Annotated in this window: 13 protein-coding genes; 8 read left to right on the top strand and 5 right to left on the bottom strand. The window is 52.9% G+C overall.

Features of this window, described 5'->3' with window-relative positions; genetic code table 11:
• The first annotated feature begins 9 nt into the window (after nucleotides 1-9).
• The 5 genes from ACZ5BW_RS13350 to ACZ5BW_RS13330 all read left to right on the top strand — a co-directional run bounded on the left by ACZ5BW_RS13350 (nucleotide 10) and on the right by ACZ5BW_RS13330 (nucleotide 5,883).
• Entirely contained in the window at nucleotides 10-1,218 is a 1,209-nt protein-coding gene (locus ACZ5BW_RS13350; protein ID WP_464543713.1) for a TIGR04063 family PEP-CTERM/XrtA system glycosyltransferase, read from the top strand.
• A gap of 5 nt (nucleotides 1,219-1,223) precedes the next feature.
• Nucleotides 1,224-2,375, top strand: a complete 1,152-nt coding sequence (locus ACZ5BW_RS13345) for a glycosyltransferase family 4 protein (RefSeq protein ID WP_464540753.1) — start codon at nucleotides 1,224-1,226, stop codon at nucleotides 2,373-2,375.
• Entirely contained in the window at nucleotides 2,372-3,733 is a 1,362-nt protein-coding gene (locus ACZ5BW_RS13340; protein WP_464540751.1) for a phenylacetate--CoA ligase family protein, read from the top strand. The genes ACZ5BW_RS13345 and ACZ5BW_RS13340 overlap by 4 nt, the downstream gene beginning before the upstream one ends.
• 290 nt (nucleotides 3,734-4,023) lie before the next feature.
• Nucleotides 4,024-4,932, top strand: coding sequence for an O-methyltransferase (locus ACZ5BW_RS13335; protein WP_464540748.1), 909 nt, complete (start codon nucleotides 4,024-4,026; stop codon nucleotides 4,930-4,932).
• Nucleotides 4,933-5,125: 193 nt separating this feature from the next.
• Nucleotides 5,126-5,883, top strand: a protein-coding gene (locus ACZ5BW_RS13330) for an IS5 family transposase (RefSeq protein WP_464538886.1) whose coding sequence is annotated in 2 segments (ribosomal slippage) — nucleotides 5,126-5,459 and nucleotides 5,459-5,883 — 759 coding nt in all. Because the reading frame shifts where the segments join, the coding sequence is not laid out codon by codon here.
• 386 nt (nucleotides 5,884-6,269) lie between these two features.
• Here ACZ5BW_RS13330 and ACZ5BW_RS13325 read toward each other — a convergent pair.
• Both ACZ5BW_RS13325 and ACZ5BW_RS13320 read right to left on the bottom strand, forming a co-directional pair.
• The gene (locus ACZ5BW_RS13325; protein ID WP_464540746.1) at nucleotides 6,270-7,127 is read right to left on the bottom strand and encodes a hypothetical protein; all 858 of its coding nucleotides are present in this window, start codon (nucleotides 7,125-7,127) and stop codon (nucleotides 6,270-6,272) included.
• A 69-nt stretch (nucleotides 7,128-7,196) separates the two neighbouring features.
• Complete coding sequence (locus ACZ5BW_RS13320; protein WP_464540743.1) at nucleotides 7,197-8,048, bottom strand: glycosyltransferase family 2 protein; 852 nt, start codon at nucleotides 8,046-8,048, stop codon at nucleotides 7,197-7,199.
• Between the two features lie 612 nt (nucleotides 8,049-8,660).
• Between ACZ5BW_RS13320 and ACZ5BW_RS13315 the strand changes: the two genes are divergently transcribed.
• Entirely contained in the window at nucleotides 8,661-9,791 is a 1,131-nt protein-coding gene (locus tag ACZ5BW_RS13315; RefSeq protein WP_464540741.1) for a glycosyltransferase WbsX family protein, read from the top strand.
• A gap of 329 nt (nucleotides 9,792-10,120) precedes the next feature.
• Here the strand turns inward: ACZ5BW_RS13315 and ACZ5BW_RS13310 are convergent, their stop codons facing one another.
• Entirely contained in the window at nucleotides 10,121-10,639 is a 519-nt protein-coding gene (locus ACZ5BW_RS13310; protein WP_464540738.1) for a glycosyltransferase family 4 protein, read from the bottom strand.
• Between the two features lie 246 nt (nucleotides 10,640-10,885).
• Between ACZ5BW_RS13310 and ACZ5BW_RS13305 the strand changes: the two genes are divergently transcribed.
• On the top strand, nucleotides 10,886-11,056 hold the full coding sequence (locus tag ACZ5BW_RS13305) for a hypothetical protein (protein WP_464540735.1): 171 nt from the start codon (nucleotides 10,886-10,888) through the stop codon (nucleotides 11,054-11,056).
• Between the two features lie 311 nt (nucleotides 11,057-11,367).
• Here the strand turns inward: ACZ5BW_RS13305 and ACZ5BW_RS13300 are convergent, their stop codons facing one another.
• A complete protein-coding gene (locus ACZ5BW_RS13300; protein ID WP_464540733.1) occupies nucleotides 11,368-12,837 on the bottom strand; it encodes a lipopolysaccharide biosynthesis protein in 1,470 nt (489 codons plus the stop codon).
• A gap of 268 nt (nucleotides 12,838-13,105) precedes the next feature.
• Between ACZ5BW_RS13300 and ACZ5BW_RS13295 the strand changes: the two genes are divergently transcribed.
• A complete protein-coding gene (locus ACZ5BW_RS13295) occupies nucleotides 13,106-14,044 on the top strand; it encodes a glycosyltransferase family 2 protein (protein ID WP_464540731.1) in 939 nt (312 codons plus the stop codon).
• Nucleotides 14,045-14,047: 3 nt separating this feature from the next.
• On the opposite strand, the gene ACZ5BW_RS13290 is transcribed toward ACZ5BW_RS13295, so the two are convergent.
• Nucleotides 14,048-15,046: a sulfotransferase family protein gene (locus ACZ5BW_RS13290; protein WP_464540728.1), complete on the bottom strand. Its 999-nt coding sequence runs from the start codon at nucleotides 15,044-15,046 to the stop codon at nucleotides 14,048-14,050.
• Nucleotides 15,047-15,542: the final 496 nt, after the last annotated feature.

The following is a 15,542-nucleotide window of genomic DNA, read 5'->3' as shown; positions in this document are numbered from 1 at the left end:
CTTTCATTGATGCGCATCCTTCACATTCTCGACCATTCCATCCCGCTTCACAGCGGCTATACTTTCCGCACACTCTCAATTCTCCGGGAGCAACGGGCTTTGGGGTGGCAGACTTTCCACCTGACGAGCTCCAAGCAGGAAAACTGCAACGTGTTGCAAGAGGATGTCGAAGGCTGGCATTTTTATCGTACCCTCCCGCGGCGCAACTTGATGGGGCGCCTGCCCGTCCTGAACCAGCTCGCGGTCATAAATGATCTGAGCCGCCGACTGAGCGATGTAGTCCGCATCGTCAAACCTGATATCCTGCACGCCCATTCGCCGGTGCTCAACGCAATACCCGCCTTGCAGGTGGGTCGCAAATTAGGCATTCCGGTCGTCTATGAGGTCCGCGCGTTCTGGGAAGATGCCGCCGTAGATCACGGTACCAGCAGTGAGTGGGGCATCCGCTACCGCTTGACCAGAGGGCTGGAAAGCTACGCACTAAAACGGGCCGATGCGATCACCACGATCTGTGATGGATTGCGTCGCGACATCCTCGGGCGCGGCATAGGGCCGGAAAGGGTAACGGTCATTCCTAATGCCGTAAATATCGAGAACTTCAGTGTGAGCCAAAAGCCTGACCCGGATATCGCACGGGCGCTTGGACTCGCGGGTAAACAGGTGCTCGGCTTCATCGGTTCGTTTTACGCTTATGAAGGGTTGACGATATTGTTATTGGCGTTGCCGAAAATGCTGTCGGCCAACCCGAACATTCGGATTCTGCTGGTTGGCGGAGGACCGCAGGAACAACAATTAAAGGACTTGACAGTCGAACTGGGTTTGCAGGATCACGTCATCTTCACGGGCCGCGTGCCTCACGCTCAAGTGGGGCGCTATTATGATTTGATCGACGTGCTGGTCTATCCAAGGCTGTCAATGCGGCTTACCGACCTCGTCACCCCCCTCAAACCTCTGGAGGCGATGGCGCAAGGAAGATTGGTTCTGGCCTCGGATGTGGGAGGGCATCTGGAGCTTATCGAAGATGGAAGAACGGGCCTCCTTTTCAAGGCGGGAGACCCGGATGCGCTGGCAGCCCGGGCACTCTCTCTTCTTGCAAGCCCCACTCTCTGGCCTAGCTTGCGGGAGGCGGGCCGGAGCTTTGTGGAAATACAGCGAAACTGGCCAGCGAGTGTCGCCCGCTACAAAGACATTTACCGCTCTCTTGTTCCCTCGAGATGAATTCGATGAAAGCGACAGGCTTGCGCATCGGGCTGGTTGGCCCCCTGCCGCCCCCTTCGGGAGGGATGGCAAACCAGACGCAGCAGTTGGCCAAGCTGCTGCGCGGAGAGGATGCCGAGGTGGAACTGATTCAGGTCAATGCTCCTTACCGTCCGCGGTGGATTGGAAGATTCAAGGGAATCAGGGCAGGGTTTCGTCTACTACCTTATCTAATTCAACTCTGGCTGGCCGCAGGCAGGGTTCAGTTATTTCACGTGATGGCCAATTCTGGTTGGTCGTGGCATCTGTTTGCCGCTCCCGCCATCTGGATAGCGAGACTCCGGGGCAAGCCTGTCGTCATCAATTACAGAGGAGGCGAGGCGGACGCTTTTTTCAATAAAGCGTTTTTCTGGGTGAAACCTAGCCTGTCGCGGACAGCGGCCATTATCGTTCCTTCCGGTTTTCTCGAGGCTGTTTTTGGAAAACGGGGCTTCTCGACCAGCATCGTGCCCAATATTATCGACCTGAGCCGCTTCGGGCTGGAAGGATGTCTTGCGCTATCAGCGGAAACTGATCTCGAAGATAGTCCCGAAACCAACTTTCCACACATAATCGTCACACGTAACCTGGAGCCGATTTACGACAATGCCACTGCGGTGCGTGCTTTCCAGATTGTGCGGCATTCATTCCCTAGTGCAAGGCTGACCCTGGCCGGCTCGGGGCCGGAGCGTGAGGCGCTGGAACAACTGGCAGCTACGCTCGGGGTGGCCGATGCGATCACATTCACCGGACGCGTCGATAACCACGGCATGGCTGTGCTCTACCATAGCGCCCATGTCATGATCAATCCTAGCCTGGCCGATAACATGCCCATTTCCGTGCTGGAAGCCCTGGCAAGCGGTGTTCCGGTAGTCAGCACAAACGTGGGTGGCGTGCCCTATCTCGTGGAACACGAAAAGACTGCCTTGCTTGTGCCCCCACAAGATCCGCAAGCCATGGCAGACGCTGTACTCGGATTGCTCAAGGATTCTGCGAGGGCGAGGCGCTTCAGCGAGGCCGGGATCGATGCCGTGCAGCGGTATACGTGGCCCAAGGTGCGTGACCGCCTGCTCTGTGTTTATCAACAGGTTCTCGCAACGTCAGATAGAACCATGGCGAGCACCAAAGCCGGGCAATGAGCAGCAGGGATTGGTATACGCTGTTTGTTTCGGGCGCACTTTTTCCGCTTCATGAGCGTATCAAGCAGCATGACACCGTATCGGTGCGCAAGGCTCTTGAGGTCTCTCAATGGTGGGATCAAAAGCGTCTGGAGAAATTCCAGTTCTCGAGGTTGCAACAATTGCTCTCGCACGCCGAAAGATACGTGCCCTATTATCGGAGCTTATTTGCGGAGATAGGCTTCGAGGCAGGCAATATATCATCTCTTGCCGATCTCGCAAGCTTGCCTCTCCTCGATAAAACCAGGATTCGTGCCAATACTGAAGCATTGAAATCTGAAAAGGCCCAAGGTCTCAAGCGCTTCAATACGGGGGGTTCCAGCGGTGAACCGCTCATCTTTTACATTGGCAAGGAGCGCGTCAGCCATGATGTGGCCGCTAAATGGCGCGCTACGCGCTGGTGGAACGTGGATATTGGCGACCCCGAGGCCGTGGTCTGGGGCTCCCCTATCGAACTCGGCGCCCAGGATGGCCTTCGGGGACTGAGGGACCGCTTGCTCAGGACAAGGCTTTTTCCCGCCTTCGAGATGTCGGAACAAAAGCTCGACCGCTTCCTCGAAGAGATCCAGGCTATGCGCCCGAAAATGCTCTTCGGCTATCCTTCAGCCTTGTCCCATATTGCGCATCATGCGGAGGCAAAACAGCAGCGAATGGACGATCTGGGTATCCGTGTGGCTTTCGTTACCTCGGAGCGGCTCTACGATGAACAGCGACAGCAGATCAGCAAGACTTTCGCATGCCCGGTTGCGAACGGTTATGGGGGCCGCGACGCGGGATTCATCGCGCACGAATGTCCGAGTGGCAGCATGCACATCACTGCCGAGGATATTATGGTTGAGATTGTGGATCAACAGGGTGTGCCGTTACCCTGTGGCAAGGTGGGCGAGATTGTCGTGACGCATCTTGCTACCGCGGATTTTCCCTTCATCCGCTACCGCACTGGCGATATCGGTGTTCTGGATGACAAATCCTGCGGCTGTGGAAGGGGGCTTCCCCTCCTCAAGGAAATACAGGGCCGCAGCACGGATTTCGTCGTCGCGCAGGACGGTACGGTCATGCACGGCCTCGCGTTGATCTACGTCCTGCGTGATATGCCGCAGATACGCACCTTCAAGATCATCCAGGAAAGCCGAGATCTCACGCGTGTCTGCCTCGTTTCAGAGGGAGGATTGACCCCGGAGTCAGCCGCGGAAATCGAACGAGGCTTCAAGGCCAGGCTTGGGAAGGCAGTAAATATCAGTATCGAGGAACTGGCGGAAATTCCGGCGGAAAAATCAGGAAAGTTTCGTTATGTGATGAGCAAGGTGGCAACAGGTTGATCAGTAAAATAATAAGGTCATAACGGTTCGAAATCTAGAAAGTAATGTCTCATTCGAGGGTCTGACATCCGCTTTTTGATTACCTGTGCTCGACTGTCGTCAAATCCGACGCCCATCGCTACAATTCGCGAGCACGCTGTGCCGATTGGGTCATGGTATCCTCGCGTAACAGCAGTAGGTCGCGCGAGAGGAGTTGGCCTTTGAGTTCTAGCTGGAGGGAATCGATCTATTGAGTCGGATTTTCCTTCATTACGTTCTGCCCATAAATCACATCACAAAGGGGAAGTTTGATGAATTTGCGAGCAATGATCGCTTCCATCATCGATACCGCCGCTGATCGCGCATTTTGGCGCCTCAGACCACAGCTCAGGGTTCATAAGGATGACGATTTGCTGCTACATTGGCTGTCACAGTGGGTTGACATCGGGGAATTCGCCTATCCTGGGCTTTATATTGAATTTTTCCGCCAGTGGACCGAGGACACTACCTGCCATATCAAGCAGATCAAGGGAAGCCCAAGCGGGCGGTACGCCCTGTTGCTTGAGCAGCTTGCATCGCGCATACCGGTAGCGCCGATCAATATCGCGAACGAAGCTGCGAAGATAGCCGACACGATTATGGATCGAAGGGAGATTCTTACCCAGCGTAACTGGTCTGCAGATGTCGGCCTGCACTTTCAAATCTCTTCGTCGCTTGGCAGGAAAGGACGTCTGCTTTGCGCAGCGACGCGCCTGCTCAGGCCGACCAAGTGTCTCGAGATAGGCACCGCATATGGAATGTCTGCATTTTTCATTGCAAAAACTCTGGCCTCCTTGGGTGGAGGGTCGTTAACGACGATCGAAATCGGAGCGCAACAACATGCAATCGCGCAACAAACGCTGGTAGGACTTGACGTGGACAGCCGCCAAGGACCATCCGCTCAATGCTTGGCCCAGCTCAGCGCGGAGCGCAGAACCTTTGATTTTGTATTCCATGATGCGGGTCATTCATATGACGATTACGTGAATGACTTCGAAGCCATGATTGACATGCTCGCGCCGGGAACCGTCCTGATCATGGATGACATTCGGTGGGAGGACAGCCGATTTTTCCAAGGTGGTGCACGCACTTATGAGGGCTGGCGCAAAGTCGTGGACCACCCCAGGGTTATAGCGGCGGCCGATATCGATGAGTCTTACGGCATTGCCTTGTTGGCGTAAGTGTAGGTTGCTCGAAGCGAGCTGGCAAAAGTAATCAATACAACTGCTGAAAACGTCTCGGAGAGTTTGCCCGAGCAATATTTTGATTGCGTGGTATTCAACGACTCACTCGAACATCTAGGCTCAGGACCTATTAATTTTGGGATTCACGGAAGTGAGCGGATGTGATTCACTTATGTCAGGAGGAGTTGCCATGAGTGATCTTTTTATGCTGTCAGAGAAACAATTCAACCGCATAAAGCCTTATTTTCCCTTGTCCCATGGGGTGGCGCGTGTGGATGATTTGCGGGTGCTCAGCGGGATTATTTACGTGATAAAGAACGGCCTGCAATGGAAGGACGCTCCCAAAAGCTACGGCCCGCACAAGACGCTCTACAATCGCTTCATGCGCTGGAGCAGGATGGGTATATTCAACCGCATTTTTGCGGAACTGGCTGGCAAAGAGGAAACGCCCGATCGGCTAATGATTGACGCCACACATCTGAAGGCGCACCGTACGGCAGCCAGCCTTTTAAAAAAGGGGATGTTCCCCGCCGTATCGGTCGCACCAAGGGCGGCTTGAATTCAAAACTCCATGCCGTGTGCGACAGCATGGGCAAGCCTGTTGTCCTGCTGCTCTCCGAAGGGCAGATGAGCGATTACAAGGGTGCGGCCCTGTTGTTGCCTGTTCTACCCAAGGCAAAAGAGTTGCTGGGGGATCGCGGCTATGATGCTGACTGGTTCAGGGCAGCCCTCAGAGAAAAGGGTATTACGCCCTGCATTCCCCCGAAGAAGAACCGTAAAACCCAGATCGAATACGACAGGGAACTCTACAAGCAACGCCACAAGGTAGAAAATATGTTCGCCAGGCTCAAGGACTGGCGACGCATCGCCATGCGTTATGACCGTTGCGCCCACACCTTCTTCTCCGCCATCTGTATCGCCGCTACCGTCATCTTCTATCTCAATTAATGAGTCCTGAGCCTAGTTGATCCACGGGAGGTGCTAAGTAAACTAAGGCTAAAATTAACCAAGGGGGCGAAAGTAGTGGCATCGATCCTCAATGTTCGGTATTTCTGGGCGATAAAACATTGCTGCAGGAAGGTGATTTTCAGTATGGGCCTTGGGGCGTGCTCGATAAGACACATCTGCGGTTCTTCACCAGGAAAAGCATGCAAAGGCTGTTTATGGAGAGCGGCTATTCAGTTGATCAGATTGAAGGGATTAGGCCCATCACTTTTCCCTGGAAGTTCGGATTACTGAACCTTTTGTGCCGCAAGTCTTTAGAAGATGCAAGGTACGAACGCTTTACTGTATTAGCGAGTCCTGTAGACACGTGATTCTTCTGAGTGCTGGGTCTATCGCCTGAAAAAATCCCGCAAACTCTTAAAAAAAGAGGCGGAAACTTTGGGCTCTCGATCCCAGGTGGCATGATTGGCGTCCTTGACGGGGTGCCATAAAAGATTCGGCTCAAAACCAGGGGCTTCCATGGGTGGCCGAAATACGAAAGTGCCGGGACTCAGCGATTTATCGAGCCGGTTGTTGCGGTAGTAGCGGTTTTCCCTTCCACATGGCACAAATTCGCCCTCGCCACCGATATCTTCTATTTTCAAGCCTCGATATGCCAATACGGTGGGCACGACGCACTCCGAATGACCAGCCCAAGGGTGCTGACGGTACTCCGCTGTCAAGGTCTCCAGAGCTGTGCGTGACAGGCGCAGTATGGGGTTGAATGAGCGTAACCATTTCTGCCGGGGCAATACTATCCCATCAGGCAGCTCCAGCGACTTCCAGAGCGGCCAGTCAGGGATGTGATCATGACGGGCGATACTGGTGCTGAGCATATCTGCCGAGTTGTCGGCAAAATCGGCGAAGAAATTTTCCCAGTTGCCCGAGTACACCACGTCGTATTCCAGATACCAGTAGTTGTCATAGCCGGGCAAGCGGTGAAAGGCGCTCAGGAGCATCCCATCCTCATTACCGGGGATCTTGCTCGGAAAGTAGCGGCAGGCTCGCTTGTATTGCGGCCAATCGTGGCTGCCATGACCAAGCGCCGGGCCCGCATGGCGGGTTGCCTGCGCATGGTGGAGCCTGGTTTCATCATAATAGAAGAAAACGTCATGATTCGCCGGCACCTCGGCGCGCAGCTTTCCTAGCCTGCCAAGCACGGTATCCCCCAAAAGATGGCTGCTGAACAGAACCGCGTTACGTTTCATAATCCTAAAGCTGACAGTTGAACGGGGCCTGCGGTTTTTGGGGGCAGGGCAAGGCGCAATGACTTTCCATCACTGCTGCTGCACCAGTAAATGCTCTTTGAGCGGGGCGCTCGCATCCAGCTCGTCGTCGGACGTATAAAGGCGCATCTGCGATTGGGAAGGCAGGAGAAACTCGTGTTCCTTCGCTGTCGCTCTCCAGCCGTGGGCGCCCGTTTCTGTGGGATCGTACGATTTTTTCACATATTTCTGAATGGCGTGATCCAGGCTCAGCACAATGTAATGCTTGAGCTTGAAGTCAACCGGATAAGGCTTGATTCCGGGGAATTGAATCACATGCCCGCCGCTGTCTCTCAGGTTTACGGATGGTGGCATGCGGCGGTTGCGGATCTGTTCCCGCAAAAAAGTCTTGGCGCCGGGCCAGCGGCGGCCCTGTTTTTTCCACGCATTCAGCCGATGTGGGTGGCGTTGCCCGAAGGGATAATACCAACGCATCGTTTTCTGGAATTCGGCATTATCGTGGTTTGGGGACTCGCGCACCGGCAGGAAGGTGTATTCCATAAAGTTGACCGCGTTGTAGCCTTTCTGGTCCACGTCGGCAATGGCCTCCGCCAAGGTTTGGGTAGAGCTTGGCGGGACCCGGATTTCATCCGGGTCAGCATGCATCAGCCAGTCGGCCTGGATCTCATCGGCCAGCTCCTCCTTGCGCATCAGGATTTTTTGCCATTGGTACATGCCCTGCCGGGGAATGTGTTCAATACCAATCACGTTACGGCCAAGATACCTGCGGGCTATCTCTACTGTATCATCAGTAGAATCATTATCCAGTAGATAGACATCTACGCCTTGCTGCAGGTAGTGTTCAAGGCAAGCGCCGATAAATCTCTGCTCGTTGTAGCTTGCGAGTATTGCGACAATTTTCATAATCAGGCGATATCGTGGGGCTTATTTGTCGGTGCGTAAGTCTCTCTTCCAGTAAATGAGAAAGGCTGATTTACCGAGTTCAAGCTTTATCTGATCCCATCAAACTCACTGGGATAACGGAAGGCCGTATTGGTTACTGAAGGGATAAAGTCGAAATTATAATCGCTGGCCGGATTCGAAGTTCGATGCGCAAGCGCCGGAATAATGGGACAAGTGGGAGCAAACAAACTGCTTTTTGAGACCGTGCAGGGAGCGCCCTCAGGAGTGTATCAAATTTTTTCATGCGATTACCATCGTCTTCCAGTCCATGCTTAATCCCCTCTCGGGGCGAAATACAGGTTCGGTTTTTCTGCCTTGGTATCACCTTTGAGAGTCAAGAAGCATCCAAGTAAAATATCTTCGGGACATCGCATCTTGGTCAGCTAAAATATTGTTAAGCATGGCCGTTATATTGTCTGGAATCAGAGCATTCACATCATGCGACTTGCACGTTAAATAATCTTCTTGGATTTCCGCGCTACTATGAGTTTTCTATCCCCAACCCGACGCCCTCACTCAGACTCAGGCTCTCGCTTGGCAGAATGCCAAAAACAGAAACAAAGAGATTTTTAAATGCAGTCGAATGAGAGTAAACCAACTGAACGCCCGCTGGCGAGATTGATCGCTTTTTATCTGCCTCAATTCCACCCTATCCCCGAAAACGATGAATGGTGGGGCAAGGGCTTCACGGAATGGACGAACGTTGCAAAAGCGAAACCGCTTTTTCCGGATCATTATCAACCACATGTTCCTGCTGACTTGGGCTTCTACGACTTGCGCGTTCCCGAAACAAGGATGGCGCAAGCGGAGATGGCGAGGGAATACGGAATAGAAGCGTTCTGCTATTACCACTATTGGTTTGCAGGACGAAGAATTCTGGAACGGCCGTTTAATGAAGTGCTGGCATCCGGCCAATCGGATTTTCCTTTCTGCCTTTGCTGGGCGAACGACACTTGGTCCGGGATCTGGCATGGCAATCCAGGAAAGATTCTGATCGAGCAAACCTACCCCGGGATGGCGGATCATCACGCGCATTTTTATTCCTTGTTGCCGGCGTTCACGGACAGCCGATACTTGAAGGTGGATGACAAGCCTGTTTTTCTCCTGTATAGGCCGAGAGAAATGCCCGATCTGGAAAGGGTGGCTGATTATTGGCGCGAACTGGCACTAAAGGAAGGATTGAAAGGATTGTATTTCGTGGGCGTAGATAAGGATCCCGCCTGGCCCCAGACCCACGGTCTCGATGCCTCCGTTACCCCGTATCTCCCACCTATTGGCAGGGGGCAATACACATGGCATAGGCCTATCCACAAGCTTAAGTTTCTGTATCGAACCGCGAGAGGCAGGCCCGCGGTATTCTCATACCGGGACGTGCTCCCCAATTTCGTCAGGGAGACACCGCCGCATATTAAAAATTTGCCCTGCCTCGTGCCCAACTGGGACAATACACCCAGAAGTGGTAAAAATGGTTTGGTACTGGACGGGTCCACGCCTGAGCTGTTCAGGATTCAAGTAAAAAAGGCGATTCAGGTCACCGAACGCATTGATTATGAGCACAGGCTTATTTTCATCAAGTCATGGAATGAATGGGCAGAGGGCAATTATCTTGAGCCGGATTTGAAGTTTGGAAAATCTTATCTGGAAGTTATCAGGGAGGAATTTTCCTCCGGGGCTTTCCCGAGAACGCAATTGGAGCAGAATTGAGCGAAGTCGCATGATCCATCCTAACGTTCATGGCGCTGGCGCCACCCCTGATGATGAAAGAAACTATGGGGTGGAAGGTGTCGGGAAGAGGTCGCGCAATTTTTTGGCGGATCAACCCCGTACCCTAACGTGACCCGCCGAACTGACTCGCACCCCGGATTGCTTCCATAGAGAGCGCACGTTAAACAGGCCATTGGCGACTTGTCGCTTCAGGCACTTTCAGTTCTGGCACCTGCCACCTTCCACTTTCAAGTGGAATTCGAAAGGAGGCGACATGGAACTGGTGGCACTTCATAAACGCGTTATCGGACTGGATGTTCATCAGGTGACTATCCCTTCAACGCCTTGCTCAGAAGCGTTGCGAGTTCCGCCACTATTCCAGCTCGATCATACCTGGATGCGACTGCTGCCCACGCTGCGGCCCCGATCATTCGTGCGGCATCAAAGTTCGAGAGGAGTTCGATGCAGGCTTCCGCGAAATTTCCGGGTGAGTCTCGTAGCAGAATTTCTTTTCCATCGATTAAATCGATTCCCTCAACTCCCACGGTCGTCGACACTACTGGCCGCGCGTAGGCTGCCGCTTCCATGATCTTGACCCGTGTCCCACCCCCGGACAGAATGGGGCAAATGACAAGGCGTGCCCCTCGATAGAGCGTGTCCAGGTCCTCTACAAATCCCGGAAAGATCACCCTCGCGGGAGGGCGTGCGTAATGCTGGATTGTGTCGACCCGATGGCCGGCAAAGACAGCCTCGGCGTCAGGGCAAGTGGAAAGGATCAGGGGCCAGACCCGGTTCAGGAAGAATTCAGCGCCCAACCGGTTTGGTGCATATTCATAATTGCCCAGCATGACTATTCTCCGCTCACATGAGGGGTCGGTTACCTCCCGGAGGGCTACGGCATTAGGAATCGTAACAATGTTGTTGGTGTGAAAAAGACGTGCAAGCTTGTGCCTGTCGAGATCAGAGCAAACCAAAGTTGCGTTTGATAATTTGACTGCTTTACGCTCACCCCATATAAGTGCGGGAATATGTAAGTACCCCAGTTTTTTTCGCCACCAATGCGGAGGCTGCGATAAATGGCGTAGCATCGCGACATGTTCGATGTCATCGAGATCGAAGAAAACGGGCGGCAAGACTTGCCTGGTCTGCATGAGAGGGGGCATGCAATGCAGGCGGTGAATGAAGACAAGGTCTGGATTTCGTGCCAGGCACTCATCCAAAGCAGCGACCTGCCGGGGCCCGGCCAGCTCGCTATAACCGGGTAATCGAAAGAAGCTGCTCGACGATTTCAGACATGCATCCAAGCGTTCCAAATTCCCGGGGGGATCGCGCCGGCAAAAGAACGCGTGTACACCAACTCCCCAATGTCTCGATAGATCGCGTTCAATTTCCCGAGCTTGGGCGGGCGCAGGATTGCTATCATGATGAGGTAGATAAAACAGCGCCTCGACCAGCGAGCAATTCCGTTTTATCGCGTCCATCATGATTGTCAGCCGACGATACAAACCGCTTTGCAGAGCGCCTGGCCTTCCAGGATGCCACGCGGAGACGAGTAATGCCTTTCGCCGCACTGCTATCAAATGGATTCTCTACTGGTGCGTTGACCCCGCCACATTTTTAAGTGTGATAGCGCAGTGACGATTTCTTCAAACAGAGGGGGCATAAATAACCAGATAGCGGCGATCCAGCTTAACCCGATAACTGCGACCAGCGCGGCCAAATTGAGCAGAAAAGCGAACGGCGCGCTACCCCAGCTCAGAAGCGCGACCACGGAGGGGATCAGGGTGATGCCGGTCACCAGCATATTTTTGGCGTAAATAGGGACGAATGCCAGAAAATGAATGCTTAACGCGCGTTGCCCGACGATTTGATATATGCCCAAGTTGACCGCGTTCATCATTGCTGTTGATGAGGCTACCCAGACCAGGCCGTGCGGGGCAGAAAGGAAAACTGCTATGATCGTCAGTACATGTGTAATGAAAATGATTCGAAAAGAAAGATCTATGCGGCCGGAGGATCTCAGTACCTGATCGACCAAAACTGTGGTGTACCCTAATATCGCGCTGAGACAAAGAATGCGCAAGACCGGGATCGATTCCAGCCATTGTTCGCCAAACAGCACCCGTATCACAGGCTCAGCCAGCACTGCAAGTGTTGCAAAGAAAGGCCAAGCCACAGAGGTTACGCAGGCAATCAAAAAAAGATACTGATCCTTGTCGATCGCGCCATCACGGTGCTGTTTCGAAAAGTGGGGCAGTATGACGCCCCACAGTCCTTCCAGGAAAGCTTTGCTGAAGATGTTGATTGTACCCAATGCCCGGCTATATATGCCTACCGCGCTCATATCCAACAGTTTGCCGAGTATCCAGTCCGGTGCCGTCTGCCCGGCGTGGATGATGAGTCCGCTGGTTCCGGCATAGCGGCAAAAAGCGAAAACATGAGGAATCTCGCGTATACCGGGCAGAAGCAGCATTCCCTTGGGGCGAAATACAAACGTAAAGAGCACGCTCATCGCGGTTCCCGCGATCGCGCTCCAGACAAGACTACGGTAGGCCTCTCCGGCAAGGGCGGAGAGTATGCCTACCAGTGAGGATACAATAACGCTTGTCACCTGGATTACCATGGTGTGCTGGAATCGCATATCGCGCCGAATGTGCGCGAAAGTGATGGCACCGATGGGTACCAGCAGGAAATTGATGCACAGTAACCCGATCACCTCCCGGACCGCCTCGCTGTTGTAAAAATTCCCGATAGGTGTCCTGGCAAAAAACAAAACGATCGCGATGCCCCAGCCGAACAACATATTCAGGGTAAAGGCGGCTCGCACACGATCGGGCGTCAGGTCTTTTTCCTGGACAATGTATTCGTTGATCCCGAACTCCCGCAGCAAATGGCCTAGCCCGACAAATACCGCGGCGACCGTATAGATGCCGATATCAGTCGGCGTAAGAAGGCGGGCAAGTATGACGGTCGTCACAAAATGAATGACGAGCGTCAGATATTTATTCAGGTAGGAATAAGCGAGCGATACTCTTAAGCTGGCCACGGTTGGTCGTTTTATATTGTTCAGGATTTCTTGTTTTCAGCCTGGAATTAGCGCTTCAAGGTAACGCTTGGCGCAGTTAAGACAATGCGTTCTCGCATCATACCGAACTTGACGACAAAAAGGAGTTGGACTAAAGGTCAAGAGCCGGTGCACGCCCGGTGGCATATAATATTGAGACACCCGCTTCCACTACGAGCGATCATTTGCATTTTAGGGGTTGGTAGAACCTCTTTTCGATTCCTGATAAAGCCTCATAAGTCCTCATAGCATGGCAGCCAGCCCAACTGTCTCGGTTATTATCCCCACCTATAATTGCGAGACTTATATCGCCGAGACGATCAATAGCATCCTTAATCAGACTTTCAAGGATGTGGAGGTGATCGTGGTGGACGACGGCTCCGCCGATCGCACACGCGAAATCGTTACTTCCTACGGTCCGCAGCTGCGGCTCCTGAGTCAGGCGAACTCCGGCGTATGTGCTGCCCGCAACTACGGAATCCGGGAAGCGGCCGGGCGCTATATCTGTCTGATGGATCATGACGATTACTGGTTTCCCGAGAAGCTGGCGCTACAGTTGGAACAAATGTTTTTGCATCCGGAAGTTGGCCTCGTCTACAGTACGTTCATCTGGTGGCATCCCGACGGAGAGGGCGTGTTTCCCGATCCGGAGAGCTTCAATATTGACGGGATGCGAGGGGGGATAGACGAGGAATTTTCAGGCTGGATATATCATCTGCTTCTGCTCGATTGCTGGATTTTGACCAGCGCTGCGTTGATACGTGCGGAGGTATTCGATAAATGCGGGACCTACAACGAATCTCTTCCCTACAGCGAAGATTGGGATCTCTGGCTGCGCATTTCCCGGGAATATCCGGTTATCAAGCTGAATAAAGGACTCACTCTATATCGGCAGCATCCTGAACAGGGAAATCGCCTCGCCAGGGAGATCGACTATCGGACCGAGCTGCTGCGAGATGCCGCTGCAAGGTGGGGATTATGCAGCCGCGACGGCCGATGCATTTCGAGACGTGGGTTCACGCAAAACATCGCTCGCTATCAGATGGAATTCGGGCTGAAACATCTTGCTTCCAACAATTTGAAGACCGCCATCCACTCCTTATGGAAGGCTTGGCTGAAACATCCTGCCAACCTGAAAACCCTTGCCTACGTCCCCGCCGGACTCCTGGGATGGCGACCGAAGTGGTGATCTTCAGTACCTGCGTAACACTTTTTCGATCAACCAGAAAGGTTTGACCAGCAACCAGCTCAATGATCGGTAAATGCGGAAAAATTTAATCCGGTAGTCCGCATGCTCCTGATTGAGATAACGGATATGCTCAATCAACTCCGGATTCCATTTTTTCTGATAGGAAGCAAAATCCACCGCGACTCTGTCAATCCGCTCATCCAGATTCCCACTATGGGAGCCTCCGCTTTCAGCAGCTTTTTCACTGAGGGCGCTGTACAGCTCATAAGCCATCAATTCAAGCCCTTGGTACCGTGTTACCCCGACATCGGTCTTACCGGCTTTATGATGACGGAGGTCAGGAGAAACAAATCCCCCAATTTTCTCGTTTGCTTCGTTTACCGGTATGGGGAAGACAATGCCACCCTCTCGTTCTATTGTTTGCAGTACCCGGATCGGGTCAGTCACCACCTGGTCGAAGTCGATGAAAATCCGTGGTTGTCCCCTTGAATACGACTCAGCGGATAACGTGTGGCTCAGCCATAAGACCAGCGCCTTTTCCCTTGAGAACCGGTCGCGTTTTTGCAAGGATGCGATCACCTCGAACGGGTTCCGGTTCATGGAAATAAAAATTGGCCTGATCTGCCTCGCTTCGAATATGGGCATCCACAACGGCAGCAGTCGGCACATTCGAGGATCCTTCAACGCCCACACATGGGCCTCCGAAAAATCTCGTTTCACCAAGCTTTGCAGGCGGGCAGCAAACGGCTGCACCATCTCATCTTCCCACCACTTGTCGTTCAAAGGCAGCAAATCATCCCATTGCGAACGCAGGTGCAAAAGCAGTTCGTCATGCGTGTCGACAATATCTTCGTGCTCCCAGAAGCCTTTCTCGTTTACGCCTTTTTGAGGGGCGTACAGACTTCGCCCCATCCTGACCCCGACCTGACCCAGTAGTCCCGTTAACAATGATGTGCCGCTACGGTGCATTCCCAGGATGATCAACGCAGCATTATCTTTCACTCAATCTCCCTGTTTTCATCCTTGTTCCTGTGAGGCTCCGGATATACCTGCGGTATGAAACGTTCGTTATCGAAACTATTTGAAACAGCAAATCCTTCCCTGATGAACGACCAATGAGCGGTAAACCCGGATTTTATGGGATTTTATGCCACGTTGTCGTTCTTCTTCGAAAGCCGGTCAGGACAAGGAAGCGGCCAGGTAATGAAAGAGTTGAAAGCAACCGATAATTCGAAGTTGTGGACCTAACGGCTTGCTGCCATAATTACTTGAACCCACTGTGTCCGCTTCAGTTTTTTTGTGCGGTTTTCTGCCGTAATCTGGATCGTAATCAGTTCAGAATGAGACCGGGCGTCAGGAAAACTCTAAAGACTTCCATCAACAAAGGTTTCCCCCTATCCTGGATATTGCGGCAAACTGATCAGTGCGAAGTTACCGATTACACTCCTATTCTTCTCTATCTTGTACTTCAGTCCAGATATAAATCCGGATCGCTGCC

The sequence above is a fragment of the Nitrosospira sp. TNL300 genome, from assembly GCF_055385915.1.
Note: the sequence above shows the minus strand (reverse complement) of the source record. Positions and strands in the feature narration are given on the sequence as shown.

What these genes read in the sequence shown, in the direction of transcription:
- ACZ5BW_RS13310 (WP_464540738.1), bottom strand. Translation starts at nt 10,639, where the DNA reads ATGCTGGGCAATTATGAATATGCACCAAACCGGTTGGGCGCTGAATTC.
- ACZ5BW_RS13305 (WP_464540735.1), top strand. Translation starts at nt 10,886, where the DNA reads ATGTTCGATGTCATCGAGATCGAAGAAAACGGGCGGCAAGACTTGCCT.
- ACZ5BW_RS13320 (WP_464540743.1), bottom strand. Translation starts at nt 8,048, where the DNA reads ATGAAAATTGTCGCAATACTCGCAAGCTACAACGAGCAGAGATTTATC.
- ACZ5BW_RS13295 (WP_464540731.1), top strand. Translation starts at nt 13,106, where the DNA reads ATGGCAGCCAGCCCAACTGTCTCGGTTATTATCCCCACCTATAATTGC.
- ACZ5BW_RS13345 (WP_464540753.1), top strand. Translation starts at nt 1,224, where the DNA reads ATGAAAGCGACAGGCTTGCGCATCGGGCTGGTTGGCCCCCTGCCGCCC.
- ACZ5BW_RS13350 (WP_464543713.1), top strand. Translation starts at nt 10, where the DNA reads ATGCGCATCCTTCACATTCTCGACCATTCCATCCCGCTTCACAGCGGC.
- ACZ5BW_RS13335 (WP_464540748.1), top strand. Translation starts at nt 4,024, where the DNA reads ATGAATTTGCGAGCAATGATCGCTTCCATCATCGATACCGCCGCTGAT.
- ACZ5BW_RS13340 (WP_464540751.1), top strand. Translation starts at nt 2,372, where the DNA reads ATGAGCAGCAGGGATTGGTATACGCTGTTTGTTTCGGGCGCACTTTTT.
- ACZ5BW_RS13315 (WP_464540741.1), top strand. Translation starts at nt 8,661, where the DNA reads ATGCAGTCGAATGAGAGTAAACCAACTGAACGCCCGCTGGCGAGATTG.
- ACZ5BW_RS13325 (WP_464540746.1), bottom strand. Translation starts at nt 7,127, where the DNA reads ATGAAACGTAACGCGGTTCTGTTCAGCAGCCATCTTTTGGGGGATACC.